Source organism: Listeria monocytogenes (assembly GCF_900187225.1).
GTDB lineage: Bacteria > Bacillota > Bacilli > Lactobacillales > Listeriaceae > Listeria > Listeria monocytogenes.
On record NZ_LT906436.1, the window covers coordinates 1,646,356 to 1,660,050 of the forward strand.

The window sequence follows — 13,695 nt, forward strand, 5'->3', positions numbered from 1 at the left end:
GATATTATCTCGCAAAAATTAAGATGTTATCTGCATGTAAATTTTCAATCATTTTATCTACTTGTTTTTCTGTTAAATCAAAGTCTTCCAATAATCTTTTTACAGATTTATCGTCTGTTTTTGAGAACCATTTGGCAAAGGGACCGGCAGCATACAAAGCACCGTATTTGGGATTGTAAGCTTGTGGAATAACAATGGCTCCACTTAGGGATTGGAGGATTCCAGAAATAATACCGAAAGCCTCTTCATTAACAGGGCGTTCGATTTCGATATTTTCTTTTTCTGCTAAAGTTTCTAAGTTTTTGTTGTGTTTTGATTTAGCTAGAACAGAAATATCTTCTTTTTCATATCCCTCACTTACTAATTTGTTGATGATTTCCTCTGCTGCCTCGACGTTTTGAACTGCGAATACTTCCCACTTTTTCATTATTTGTCATCCCTTCCATTATCCAATTGTAAGATTTGTTTTATTTCTTCTGTGCTTAATTTCCCTAGCATTTGTTCGCCTGGTTGAATTAGTTCGTCTACTAGCGCTTGTTTTTTCTTTTGCAATTCAAAAATTCGTTCTTCTATCGTTCCTTTAGTGATCATTCGGAACACTTGGACGACGCGTTTTTGGCCGATTCGATGTGCGCGTCCGGTAGCTTGTTCTTCTACGGCCGGATTCCACCATAAATCGTATAAAATCACGGTATCCGCGCCAACAAGATTGAGTCCGGTTCCGCCAGCTTTTAAGGAAATCAAGAAAATATCATTCTCCCCTTCGTTAAAAGCATTAACCATATCAAGCCTTGTTTTCGATGGAGTTTTACCATCCATGTAAAATAAGGGCTGCCCCTCTTCTTCTAATTTTTGGCGAATAATTCCAAGCATACCTGTGAACTGGGAGAATAGGAGAATACGTTTACCATTTTCTCTTGCTGTCTGTATTGTATCAAATAACTGTAGTAATTTACCAGATTCACCTTGATAATTTTCCACAAAAAGGCTCGGATCACAACAAATTTGACGTAAACGGGTTAACCCTGCGAGTAATTTGATTCGTTCTTCCCCAGCATTACCGTTGCTTGCTTCTAAATCAGCTTGAATTTTTTCTAAATAAGCTAAGTATATTGTTTTTTGTTCATCGGTTAATTCAGAATAAAGGTTGGTTTCAATTTTATCAGGTAGTTCTTTGACGACATCTTGTTTTAGTCGACGTAGTAAGAATGGACGAATCATTTTAGCAATGTTGTCGTAAGGTATTTCTTTAAATTTGCGTAATGATGGGAAAAATCCTGGCATTAACGTTTGGAAAATCGCCCATAATTCATCGATGCTGTTTTCAAGCGGCGTTCCACTGAGAGCAAATACATGATTGCGTTTGAGCGCGCGCACAGCTTGAGATGCCTTCGTATGATAATTCTTGATAGCTTGAGATTCGTCAATAATAACACTTGAAAAAGCGACATCTGCAAAATGGACAATATCTTGGCGTAACGATGGATACGAAATCAAGTAAACATGGCCACGCTTCATTTCTTCCATTTCGGCCATCCGGGATTGTTTCGTTCCATGTAAAACGGTCACTGGAATAGCTGGCGCAAATTTTTCTAATTCGCTTTGCCAGTTATACAGTAGTGATGCTGGTGTAATAATTAAGACCGGTTTTAAGTTAGGATTATCCTCTAACTCAGATGCTAGAAAACTAATCGTTTGCACGGTTTTCCCAAGCCCCATATCATCTGCTAAAATGCCACCTAGATTATATTTCGCAAGGGATTTCATCCATTCAAAACCAGTTAGTTGATAATCACGTAACTCTGCTTTTAATCCTTTTGGTAACGCAAAACTGTCTTCGGATTGCGTTGTGATATCTGTGAGCAATTCTCGGAAAGAACGACTAAATTTATGATGTTCATCCTGTGTTCCCGCTCCTAAAATATCATAAATTTGCATCCCACGATAAAGTGGTACTTGCATATTTGCTTGGACATCTTTTTTACGTACTTCTAACATTTGGAGTACGTCTTCCATTTGTTTGTAGTTTTCTGACTCAAGCGATAAGAAACGACCACTTTTTAGTCGATGATAACTACGTTTTTCGCGCAAAGATTCCAGGACATTTTGCACTTCTTCTTCCGGAATACCTTTGAAATCAAACGAAACAGAAAGATAATCGTTATCACCAGAAACATCTAACGTCGTTACTGGGCGCACATTCTCTTCTACCATTTCTTCGAGGCCATCTTCCATATAAATCTCTGCATACTCAGCAAGTTTTGGAATGGTGCGATAGTAAAATTGATATAAATCTTTCTCTTGTTTATTGACGACCATTTTTGTACCTGAAAAATGAACAGGTGCGCTTTCGATAATATTCATCACACGAGCTTCTTTTTCGACATCGCGTATCATGATTTTTTCGTTTTCTTCTTCAGATGTTGCAAACGGATCGAATAGTTGATTGCCATAATGGTATTCAAGGCGCAACGTGTGCTCCCCGTATTCGAGGGCAATAAATAATTTGCAATCAAGCGGTTGCTGCGTAATCCGGTCTTCAATCGAGTCATCTAGTTTTAATTTGCCGCTTTTTTGTAAAGCGGGTAAAACGTAAGAAATGACTTCACTTAATTGTGACTCCGAAAATTGTACCACTTCATTTTTCGTTACTTTATGAAATTCCATCAATGGTTTCAACGATTCCCATACTTCTTTTGCCGGTATGAAAAAGGTACCGTCAAAGAAAAGAAGTTGGTAGGCTTCAAAAAAGATTGCTTGTTGTAAGTCTTCCATTTCTAGTTGGTATTTATCATCTGCACTTTTTTTGAGTTCAAAAATGAAATCAAGGTTGTCGTGGCGCACATTGATACCGCGATATTTAATATCTTCCACACGTTCTTTCATAATAATACAAGTCGTATCGCGCTCAGTAAGTAGTTCTAACAAGTCGCTCGCCATACTCGGTGGAATCGTTAGGTTTTTCTCTTCTGCGTAAGATTTGGACCAATAAAAAGAATCTGTATCATACATTTTGGCAATTTCACTGATTTGCAGTAGTTTATCCAAAATTTGTTTATCTTCTTCAAGAAAGAAATGCTCATTTGGATCGTAAGCAAAATTCTTAGTGAAAACAAGCCACTGCCTGTCGCGAATTGCTGCTAAAAATGTATTCATATTTTTTACTACGTAGGTACGTTCTGTCCCAACCTTGACTTCAATTGTCATGATATAGCTAGAATCATCGGGTTTTAAACGGATAATATACTGCGTTTGAAGTGGCGTTTTATTTGTATTGTCCTCTTCCACTTCAAGTTGTTGTGCCATATTTTGTTGAAAAAGGGAAAGAAGTGTATTTGATTCTTGCGTGAGAATTCGATTTTTAAAATCTTGTTTGGCTGCTTTTTGCTTTTCTTTTTCCATTTTTAAATGGGTTGCGTAGATGTGTTTGCAAATCGCGTTCAACTGAAAATCAGCACAGCTACACGCATAATTTTCATTACCTGCATCTTCTACGACATTTTGATCAATAAAATACGTTGAAAAATGGTCTGCTGCATCTTTTTCACGAAACTGAATGATTTCTCCGTCTTCCATCAGTTTCTTTCCAGCCTGCTTCACACTATATGGGATCATTTTATTTTGAATTGCTGTAAAGTGCTCCATTACTTTCTTCCTCCCAAAACCGTCCATTACTCTAAACTACTATTATATAGGAAAAGACGAGGGACGGCAACGCATGCGGTCTTTTAGCTACTAGCTGTAATAAATTTAGTGGTACTTCCGTGATTTGTTGCGGTTACCTCTAGCCTTGCGGAAATTCGTTCTTTTAGTTCTGGTACATGGGAAATAATCCCAACTAAGCGTCCATTTTCTTGTGTTTCCAGTAAACATTCCACCGCGGCTTCAAGTGATTCAGGATCAAGTGTCCCGAATCCTTCATCAATAAACATGGTTTCAAGCGAAATTCCACCAGCCATTTCTTGAACGACTTCTGCGAGTGATAAAGCAAGGGCTAACGAGGTTTTAAAGCTTTCGCCCCCCGAAAGTGTTTTTACATGTCGTGTTAATCCCGTGTATTCATCAAAAACTTCAAGTTCTAACCCACTTTGGACGTTTCCTTTTGCTTTTTCCATTTTCCTCTGGAGTTCAAAACGGCCACTTGTCATTTTCGATAAACGATGATTGGCTCGGTGGATAATCGTATCTAAAAACATCGCTAAAATGTAACGTTCAAAGGTTAATCTCCGAGCGTTTTTGCCGCGTGCTGCATCCGCTAATAAACCAATATCCGCATAATTTTCCTCAGCTTGTTCCACTATTTGAATACTATTTTGATAATTTTCCACAAGTTCTTTTCTTTTTGTAACGAATTCGCGTTGTTTAATTGTATTTTCTTCTGATTGGCTAAGTTCGAGCTGTTTTTCTTTCATGATAAATTCTAGTTGTTCGATATTTGGTTTTTGTTTATTTTGGAGTTTTTCTTTTAAATCTGCTTGGCGTGATACGGCTAAATGGCGTTTCCGCTCATAATCAGCCACTTTTTCTTCTTGGATTTTTTGTTCTTCTGCTGACATGAAGGCTTGCTTATACGCATCATAGGATAAAAAATCATTTTGTTTCATGGCTTCTTTGAAAATTTCGCGCTGTACTTGTAAAGCTTCTTTCGCATCCACCGTTGTTTTTTGCGCAGATTGTAAAGTAGACTCTAATCTAGTTGTTTCTTTTTCTGTTTGTCTAAACAGTGCATCCACTTGATTGGCTTGCTTGATATGTGCTTCTATTTTTTCGCTTAGTTCTTTCTTTTTACTTTCGAAAACTACTTTATCACGAAATTCGGTTGGAATCGATTGTTCTAAATAACTTAATTTTCCTGAAACCATTTGCACTTGCTGATGTAACTTTTCTACTTCGAGAGCCACCTTATTTTTTTCGGTTATCGTTTCATTTTGTTTGTTATTCAATGATTCAAGTGTCGCTTGAATGGTTTCTTTTTGTGCTACCTTGGCTTGCAATTGTGCTATTTGTTCTGCCAGATTATTAGCTAGTTGAATGTTTTCAGTTAATGTTTGCTGTACTTCCGTTAAACTAAGTTCTTTAATACCTGCCCATTCATTTAGTTGCCACTCGAGTTGACTGATAGTTTTTTCAGTGGTAGTGATTGCTAATAGTTTTTCGTGTAGTTTTCCCTTTGCAACTTCTAGCGTTTCTAAGTTGGCTGTTTCTCCAAATTTTGCGAGTGCTGGATGGGAATACGAACCACAGACAGGGCAAGCCTCACCGTCATGTATATGAGCTGCGATTGTTGCAGCTTGTTCTTTTTGCAGTTTTGTTTCTTCTTGTTCAATGGTTGTTTCTATTTCCGCTTTCTCCGCTAACAATTGGACCAGCTTTTGTTCTTCTGTTTGTTTCTCGGAATCCCAAGCTACCATCTTCATCCGTTTACTAACCAGTTCTTGCTCTTTCTCAATGATTGCTTCTACAGTTGTTCGTTTATTAATGACTTCTAAATACGTGAGTTCCGCTTGGTTAATTTCAACCAATCGTGATTCTACCGATTGCAGCTCCGCGATTATTTTTTGCTCGCTATTCACTATTTCTTCCAAAAGCGTCGTTGCTTCTTTCCACTCTAATTCGGCGCGTCGTTTTTGGATGGATATCATTTCTAATTCCAAGATTTTCGGTTCCATTTCTTCTAATTGGAAAAGTGTCCGTTTGTTTATTTCTAATTCTGCTTCTTTTTCAGCGAGTGCTTCTTTTTGTTTTTTCACATGTGAAAATTGGACTTTCACCTCTTCTGCCTCAAATGCTACTTGTTTTTCTGTTTGTTCTGCTGTTTCTAATTGTTCTTTCAAACGGATACAAAGTGCGTCTTGAGAGCGGAGATTACTTGCTCTTTTGGCAGCTTCCAATCGAACTTCTATCGCTTGATAAAAATCCTTCTCTATTTCTAGTGTCGCTATTTCTTCTGTGTACTTATCCAAATTTTGCCAATCAAGTAGTTGTTCTTTAGCAAGCGTCACTTTTTCGACAGCTTCACTTGTTTGTTTGCGAATAATGCTTAATTTATTTTCTAATTCCGTTAAAATCATTTGCTCGCTTTGAATTGCCTCGGCTTGTAAAACACTGATTTCACTTGTCGTCTTCCCTGAAACTTCCACACCCGGCAAACTCAGTTCAGCGAGTTCTGCCACTTTTTTACGCGCTTCTACAACCAAGATTTCGGCTTGTTTCTGCTTTTCCCATAGCAAATTTTCCACTTTTTCATAGTAAACAGTATGCGCTAACCGTTGCAATATGACTTCCTTTTCTTTACTATCCGATACGAGTAGCTCTCTAAACTCGCCTTGAGGAATCATCAAAATTTGTCTAAATTGGTCCACATTAAGTTGTATTAATTCTTCCATTTTCGTATTAACATCGCGAACAGAACTCGCAAGCAACTTCATTTCATCATTAATCAACTCATATAATTCTGCTTTTTGCGGCGAAGTGGTTGTTCCATTTCCACGTTGTTTGGCAATTTCCTGCTGAGGAATACGACTAATTTGGTAAATCTTGTCTTTCAATCTAAAAGCAAGCGTTACTTCAGTAATTTCTTTATCTGTCGCAAAATGACTCCGCATCGAAAAACTTTCCCGATCAAATGTGTTTGCTTTCCCAAAAATCGCAAAACTAATCGCATCAAAAATAGTCGATTTTCCTGCCCCAGTTTTACCAGAAATGACAAAAATCTGCTCTGTTCCAAGCTTTTCAAAATCAATTACTTCTTTTTTCGCATAGGCTCCGAAAGCTTGCATCGTTAATTTAATTGGTCTCATTCCGCATCCTCCTTTCTTGCTTGTTCAAAAACATCCGCTAACTTTTGTTTTTGTGTTTCCGTTAATTCTGTTCCATTGACATGTTCAAAAAATTGACCAAATAACTCTAAATCATCTTTTTTCATTATTTCTTCAAAGCTATCTTGCGTTTCTTTTAATGTTTGTTTTTTACGCTCTAAATGTAAAATATTTGGATAAAATTGGCGTAATTTCCCCATTGGATCAATTAAAGCCCCTTCATCCATTAAATTCACTTGAAAAAAGTCATCAGGATTTTCTACTAAGTTTTCCGTCAGTTCCGCTAGTGTCCCAGAAATAATGCGCATATCATGTTTTGGCGTTAGAAAGCGCTCCGTCACACTAATTAGCTCTTTCCCTTCCAGTTCCACAATCCGCACACTTTTATGATCATTTGCTTCTGAAAATGAATATTTTAAAGGAGATCCACTATAAAAGATAGACGGGTGGCGAATCGCATGTGGATGGTGCAAGTGCCCAAGTGCAGTATACGTAAAACCATCAAAACAATCAGTAGAAACTCGGTCCACATTCCCAATTGCTAGTTGTCGTTCGGAATCACTCGGAATACCTCCAGAAACAAACGCATGCCCAACCAAAATTTGCGCCTTGCTTGTATCCCATTTGGACCGGATTTGTTTCGTCACGGCTTGCATAGCGTCTTCAAAACTGCGAATCGAATTATCTGCAAAAGCTTGCCGAATGATTGCTGGTTCGTGATATGGGACAAGCCATACTTCAGCATCCATAAAAGGAATCCCGTCAAACTGCGAAGTGCATTTTCCCTTCATATATAGCTTACTACTTTCATACCACTGACTTCCAAAAGCAAGCCGCTCAGCACTGTCATGATTCCCGCTGATGGCAAATATCGGAATACCCAGTTCTACATTCCACTTTACTAAAATATCATTTAGCACTTTCACCGCATCCGCAGGCGGCACGGCGCGGTCATATAAATCTCCTGCTAAAATAAGCGCGTCGACTTGTTCTTCCTCGGCAATATTCGTTATTTGTGCCAAAATATATTCTTGCTCTGCTAGCATCGATACGCCAGATACAATTTTTCCTAAATGCAAATCAGCTGTATGTAAAAATTTCATCGGTTACCTCATTTCTTTTTCTCAGAGATTATTTATTTTTAATGCAAAACTCGTCAATTTTAAGTATACTAGATATAGTTTAAAAAAATAACTAGCAATACTGGGAGTGAAGAAGTTGTTTTATCATTTCGCAAAAAACCTCGTTCATTTTATTTTAATTATTATTGGTGGACGATTTCAAGTACAAAACAAAGACAAAATCATTGAAGCACCATATGTTGTTGTGTCCACGCATACGTCATGGATTGAAATCTTATACCTTGGTTTCGCCCTATCGCCAACACCAGTCCATTATATGGCCAAACAAGAGCTATTCAAAGGTAAATTTCTTAACTGGCTAATGACACACCTTAACGCCTTTCCAGTCAACCGTGACAATCCTGGACCAAGCGCCATTAAAGCCCCAATCCGGATGCTAAAATCCGGTAAAGTAGTTGGGATTTTCCCGAGTGGAACTAGAAAAACGACCAACCTTCATTTAAAACGCGGTGCAGTAACTATCGCTCATAAAGCAAAAGTTCCAATGCTACCTGCCGTTTATGATGGGCCAAAAACATTTGGAGAAATTTTAAAACGCAAAAAAATCATTATTCGTTTTGGCGACCCGGTACTATTCAATGATACCGAACTTGACCAAAAAGAGCTACTAGAAGTTAAGTCTCAAGAATTAATGGCGACTTTTGAACAACTTCAAAATGAAATTAATCAAACAAAAAACAAATAATAAAAAAGACAGCTTCCACGTGGGAGCTGTCTTTTTTATTATCAGGAAGCTGTATCAGTTGTAATGCTTGAAGGATTAAGTCCAGCATCTTTTAATACGCTAGCAATTGCTTCGTCCGCTTTTGCCATCGCTTCGTCTGCTTTTGTTGTATCACGACCACTAACTTTAAGTGCGTCTGCTTCTAATTTGTAAGCATCACTTAATTGTTTCACAGCTGCTTTGAAATCATCTGTGGATTTACCAAGGTCTGGTGTTTTTTCACTAGCAAGTGCTTCAGATACTTTAAGTGCTGATTCACTAGCTGGTTTCGCAAGAGCTGCAAGGTCTGCTTCAGATGGTTTAGGATCTGCACCAACTGCTCCTACATAAGCGTTGTAATCGCCATTGTTTTCATTAACAACGTCTACCAAGTCCATGTAATAATTTAATACTTTGTCTTTATCACTTGTTGTTTCTTTTTTTGTGTCTTCTTTTTTGTCAGAACTGCTAGAACCGGAACAAGCCGCAAGCGACAATCCTAGTGCTAAAGTTAAAACTACTAATAACCATTTTTTCAAGATGATGTCCTCCTTTTTTTCAAGCCAAACTCGGAAGCCCTTTTGTAACTGGCCGCGTCAGTCTCGGATATGCTTCACCCATCCGGCAAGTAACATTACTCACGATGTAACATTATTCATTATAAGCTATTCATACTGAATAATTCAAGCTGTTTTGGAAAATGCTTTCACTATTATTCGTACTCTCCGCTAACTTCTACTTTATTAAGCTCTTTTTCGGTATTTTTATATTGGAAATACATTACAATTCGCCACGGTACAATCATTGCAAATGCCATTATCCAAAACATACCAGACAACTCGCCCACTTCTAAACTACCGCTAATCCAGTACTTAATGAAGATTCGAATGAGTAACAGTCCCATCAAAATAACCGGAAAAGCTTTTGTGCGTTTAATAAATACATACTTGTGACGAATTTCGAATTTCGTTGTCCAAATTAAAATAACTGAAAACACAAGCCCCATTGCTATAGCTTCTAAAATATCTACCCACGAAACACGGAAAAAAGGAATAACAAACATGAGAGCGCCTGTTGACATCATAATTGGCGGTATGATAATCCCTTTCACACTTGCTGGACGCTTCGATGCTTTCATTCTTATCATGATAATTCCAGCTCCAAAAACAAGTGTAATGATAATTGAAATGATTAATGACACTTTTAATTCCCCCTACTAATCTGCTGTAACACTTCGCTCCTCATTATATTCCTTTTACCGTTTGAAATAAACTTCTCTGCTTAAAGCGCTTCGTCTAAATCCATTCCACTATTTTGTAATTGATACATCGAATGATATACCCCTTCTTCTGCAATCAAACTGTCATGTGTACCACGCTCAATAATTCTTCCTTTGGATAAAACTAAAATTAAATCGGCATCCTTAATTGTCGAAAGTCGATGCGCAATCGCAATTGTCGTGCGTCCTTCTCGCATTCGTTTTAACCCCGTTTGAATTAAGCTTTCTGTTTCTGTATCAATATTTGCCGTTGCTTCGTCTAAAACGAGAATTTGTGGATTGGTTACAACCGTTCTTGCAAATGAAATCAGCTGTCTTTGTCCACTTGAAAACGAAGCGCCTCGCTCGATTACTTTATGTTTGTACTGATCGGACAAAGTTTGAATAAAGCCGTCCGCTTGAACAAATTTCGCAGCATCTATAATTTGTTCATCTGTAATGTTTTTATCATACAAGCGAATGTTTGTATTAATATCGCCGTAAAACATAAAACTATCTTGTAAAACTAGTCCAGTTTTCTTACGCAGTTCTGTAATTTCATGAGACTTAATCGACTTACCATCAATTAAAATATCGCCACGTTCAAATTCATAAAAACGCATCATTAAATTGATAATCGAGCTTTTCCCGCTTCCTGTATGACCAACAAGTGCCACTGTTTGTCCAGGTTCAGCCGTAAAGCTAATATTTTTAAGAACGTCACGCCCACCTTCATAAGCAAACGAAACATCTTTAAACTCAATTTTAGCACGCGTGATTTTCGCCTCTGGATCGTTTAATTGGGCTGGCACTTCTTCCGTTTCATCCATAATACGAAATACTCGGGAAGCCGCCGTAATCGCCTCTTGGTACATCGCCAGCCGCTCCATTACGTTATAAATCGCTTCTAAAAAACGATCAAAGTAACTAATAAAGGCATAAATCGTCCCAATCGCTACCGGTCCTATTAATGACTCTGCACCAAAGAAACTAAGAATAATCACTACAGCCAACGCGTAAATCAAATCAATTGCCGGTCCAAGTAATAGCGCATTAAATTTGATATTTTTCATTCCGACGTCATAGTAATCTTTATTGATTTTCTCAAATTCTTTTACTAACCGACGCTCTTGATTAAATTGTTGAACAATCGACATTCCTGAAATCGACTCAGCAATTTTTGCATTTAATTGACTTAATTTTTCTCGTCGTGCCCGGTAAAACTGCGAACTGTATTTCCGGTAAACAAAAATAATAAAGACAATAAGCGGGAATAAAAGTAAACTATATAACGCTAATTGAACATTGAGCGCAAACATCGCTGCATAAATCCCAACGAGCATAAACAAACTTTGAATCGCTGTTGAAAGCACATTAATAAACATATCTTTCACCGCTTCGGTATCATTTGTCACGCGCGACACAATGCTTCCTGCAGGCGTTTTGTCGAAGTAGCGCATTCCTAGCAAATGAAGTTTTGTAAAAATATCAATCCGCATTTGTTGCACAATTTCAAGCGCGATTTTTTGGAAGAACAGCAATTGGAAATACCAAACAACTGATTTCCCAATCGTAAGTCCCAAATATCCCGCACCAAGAATTAGCAAAGCCTGCATTTCCAAATTCATCGGTGTTAAATAATCATCCAAAAATATTTTAATCAAGATTGGTGCAAACACATCCGCAAGCGTTACGAGAAGAACAAGCACACCGGTCCAAATTAAACTCGGAATATGATATTTGGTATAACTAAGCATTCTTTTTAAAACCTCGCGATGTTCCTTACCGGACATCACTAACATTTCATCTTGTTCATTCATCGCTTCCATCTGCTACACCCCCTTCTTCTAGCGCTTCCTCCAATTGTTGCTCACGGAACATTTCTGCATACCAGCCATCTAACGCCATTAGTTCCATGTGGGTTCCACGTTCCACGATTCGGCCTTTATCGATTACGATAATTAAATTCGCATGTTCGACTGAGCTAAGTCTATGTGCGCTGATGATCGTTGTTTTATCCGAACGATTCTCTTTTAAATTAGCTAAAATTTGTTCTTCTGTTTTCGCATCTACCGCCGAAAGTGCATCATCTAAAATAAGCAATTCGGGGTTCATAATTAGTGCACGTGCGATGGCAAGACGCTGCTTCTGACCACCAGAGAGCGAAACCCCACGCTCACCAACAATCGTATCATAGCCATTTTCAAAACCAAGAATATCTTCATCTACAGACACAAGTTTTGCAATCTTCGTCACTTCTTCTTGCGGTGCATCTGGTTTCCCAAAACGAATATTATCTCGTACCGATGTTGAGAATAAAAATTGATCTTGCGGCACATAGCCAATTGCTTCTCGTAAAGCTCGAACCGTATAGTCTTGAATTTTCACATTAGCGAAAGCAATCTTACCTTCATACGTATCATATTCACGCATTAAAAGCTTTAATAAAGATGTTTTTCCAGAACCAGTTCGACCAACAATACCTAGTGTTTCTCCAGCTTTTAAATTAAAATGAATATCTGCCAAGACTGGTTCACTCTCATCAGGATAGGTAAATTTATCCATTGTAACTTGTAAGTCCCCAACTGGAACCGTATCTAGCGCGCCCTCCTGGTCAAGTACATCTTCTTTTTCGGCGAGTAAATGTTGCACACGATCATAAGAAGCATTCCCGCGTTGAATAATATTGTACAAAAATCCAAATGCTAACATCGGCCAAATTAATAAAAATAAATAGTTCGAAAATGCAATCACTTGTCCAATAGTCAACTCTCCATCCACAACGAATTTCGCGCCAAATCCCAATGAAAGAACAAATGAAACCCCCACAATAATTGAAATCATCGGATCAAACATCGCATCCACTTTAGCGACGGAAATATTTTTTTGAACGACTTCTTTGGTTTGTTTTGCAAAATCTTGAATATCTTCTTTCTCTTGTCCAAATGTTCGTGTTACTTTTATACCAGAAATACTCTCTTGCGTTTTATCATTCAACATCGAAAAAGCGGCTTGTGCTCCGTGGAAACGATCGTGTAACTTTTTACCTAAAATCGAACTTCCGAGTACCATAAACGGCATTGGAAGTAACGCAATCAAGGTTAGGCGCCAATCAATCGTTATTGCCATTGTCGCAATAACCGTTCCCCCTGTTAGAACAGAATCTGATAAGGTCAAAACGCCAATCCCCGCTACTTGTTGAATAGCTGTAATATCATTCGTCGCATGGGCCATTAAATCCCCAGTACGATAACGTTGAAAGAAAAATGGCGACATCTTGGTAAAATGTTCAAATAATCGTAAACGCAAAGTGCGTTGTAATTTATTATCAGAACCAAAAATTAACATCCGCCAAACATAGCGACCGCCGTATGCAAGAATCGCTGCTACAACTAGAATAATCATCCATTTAATCAATTTGTCTTTTGTCAGTGAGTCGTTCGTTACGGCATCTACCGTATAGCCAATAATTTGCGGCGGAACTAACTGTAAAAGCGCAATCGTGAATAAAATGGTTACTCCAAATGCATAAGATTTCCAATTTTCTTTAAAAAACCAACCCAATGCTTTATAAATTTTCAAACAACAATCCCTCCCTTTTCTCCTTAAAATTGGACAAATAAAAATAATGGACCTATTTCTGCCCATTATTACCCGAAAAAATATATTTATTTGTCACCACTTTGTATAAAATAAAACCAAATTAAAGGAGAGTTCCCTTGCTCGCGAAATGGTCCGGTGAAATAAATTCTATTTTTAAGCGCAATAATGCCT

9 protein-coding genes are annotated in these 13,695 nt (G+C 37.9%); 1 reads left to right on the forward strand and 8 read right to left on the reverse strand.

All coding sequences use genetic code 11. The annotated features are described in order from the left end of the window. Positions 1 to 4: 4 nt before the first annotated feature. From CKV70_RS08350 to CKV70_RS08365, 4 genes are all read right to left on the reverse strand, one after another. Entirely contained in the window at positions 5 to 427 is a 423-nt protein-coding gene (locus tag CKV70_RS08350) for a general stress protein (RefSeq protein ID WP_003726199.1), read from the reverse strand. Beyond that, entirely contained in the window at positions 427 to 3,645 is a 3,219-nt protein-coding gene (locus CKV70_RS08355) for a DEAD/DEAH box helicase (protein WP_014600882.1), read from the reverse strand. The genes CKV70_RS08350 and CKV70_RS08355 overlap by 1 nt, the downstream gene beginning before the upstream one ends. An 83-nt stretch (positions 3,646 to 3,728) precedes the next feature. Further along, positions 3,729 to 6,800, reverse strand: coding sequence for an SbcC/MukB-like Walker B domain-containing protein (locus CKV70_RS08360; RefSeq protein ID WP_014600883.1), 3,072 nt, complete (start codon positions 6,798 to 6,800; stop codon positions 3,729 to 3,731). Then, a complete protein-coding gene (locus CKV70_RS08365; protein ID WP_014600884.1) occupies positions 6,797 to 7,921 on the reverse strand; it encodes an exonuclease SbcCD subunit D in 1,125 nt (374 codons plus the stop codon). Before CKV70_RS08365 ends, CKV70_RS08360 begins: the two co-directional genes overlap by 4 nt. 115 nt (positions 7,922 to 8,036) lie before the next feature. Between CKV70_RS08365 and CKV70_RS08370 the strand changes: the two genes are divergently transcribed. After that, positions 8,037 to 8,645, forward strand: coding sequence for a lysophospholipid acyltransferase family protein (locus tag CKV70_RS08370; RefSeq protein WP_003727338.1), 609 nt, complete (start codon positions 8,037 to 8,039; stop codon positions 8,643 to 8,645). A gap of 41 nt (positions 8,646 to 8,686) precedes the next feature. Here CKV70_RS08370 and CKV70_RS08375 read toward each other — a convergent pair whose 3' ends face one another. The 4 genes from CKV70_RS08375 to CKV70_RS08390 form a co-directional block, all read right to left on the reverse strand. Continuing rightward, positions 8,687 to 9,202, reverse strand: a complete 516-nt coding sequence (locus tag CKV70_RS08375; protein ID WP_014600885.1) for a hypothetical protein — start codon at positions 9,200 to 9,202, stop codon at positions 8,687 to 8,689. Between the two features lie 173 nt (positions 9,203 to 9,375). Further along, positions 9,376 to 9,864, reverse strand: coding sequence for a CcdC family protein (locus CKV70_RS08380; RefSeq protein WP_003723512.1), 489 nt, complete (start codon positions 9,862 to 9,864; stop codon positions 9,376 to 9,378). An 80-nt stretch (positions 9,865 to 9,944) separates the two neighbouring features. Continuing rightward, on the reverse strand, positions 9,945 to 11,750 hold the full coding sequence (locus tag CKV70_RS08385; protein ID WP_014600886.1) for an ABC transporter ATP-binding protein: 1,806 nt from the start codon (positions 11,748 to 11,750) through the stop codon (positions 9,945 to 9,947). Continuing rightward, positions 11,734 to 13,503 carry an ABC transporter ATP-binding protein gene (locus CKV70_RS08390; protein WP_014600887.1) on the reverse strand — a complete coding sequence of 590 codons (1,770 nt, stop codon included), beginning with the start codon at positions 13,501 to 13,503 and terminating at the stop codon, positions 11,734 to 11,736. Before CKV70_RS08390 ends, CKV70_RS08385 begins: the two co-directional genes overlap by 17 nt. Positions 13,504 to 13,695 lie beyond the last annotated feature (192 nt).

What these genes read in the sequence shown, in the direction of transcription:
- CKV70_RS08350 (WP_003726199.1), bottom strand. Translation starts at nt 427, where the DNA reads ATGAAAAAGTGGGAAGTATTCGCAGTTCAAAACGTCGAGGCAGCAGAG.
- CKV70_RS08355 (WP_014600882.1), bottom strand. Translation starts at nt 3,645, where the DNA reads ATGGAGCACTTTACAGCAATTCAAAATAAAATGATCCCATATAGTGTG.
- CKV70_RS08360 (WP_014600883.1), bottom strand. Translation starts at nt 6,800, where the DNA reads ATGAGACCAATTAAATTAACGATGCAAGCTTTCGGAGCCTATGCGAAA.
- CKV70_RS08365 (WP_014600884.1), bottom strand. Translation starts at nt 7,921, where the DNA reads ATGAAATTTTTACATACAGCTGATTTGCATTTAGGAAAAATTGTATCT.
- CKV70_RS08385 (WP_014600886.1), bottom strand. Translation starts at nt 11,750, where the DNA reads ATGGAAGCGATGAATGAACAAGATGAAATGTTAGTGATGTCCGGTAAG.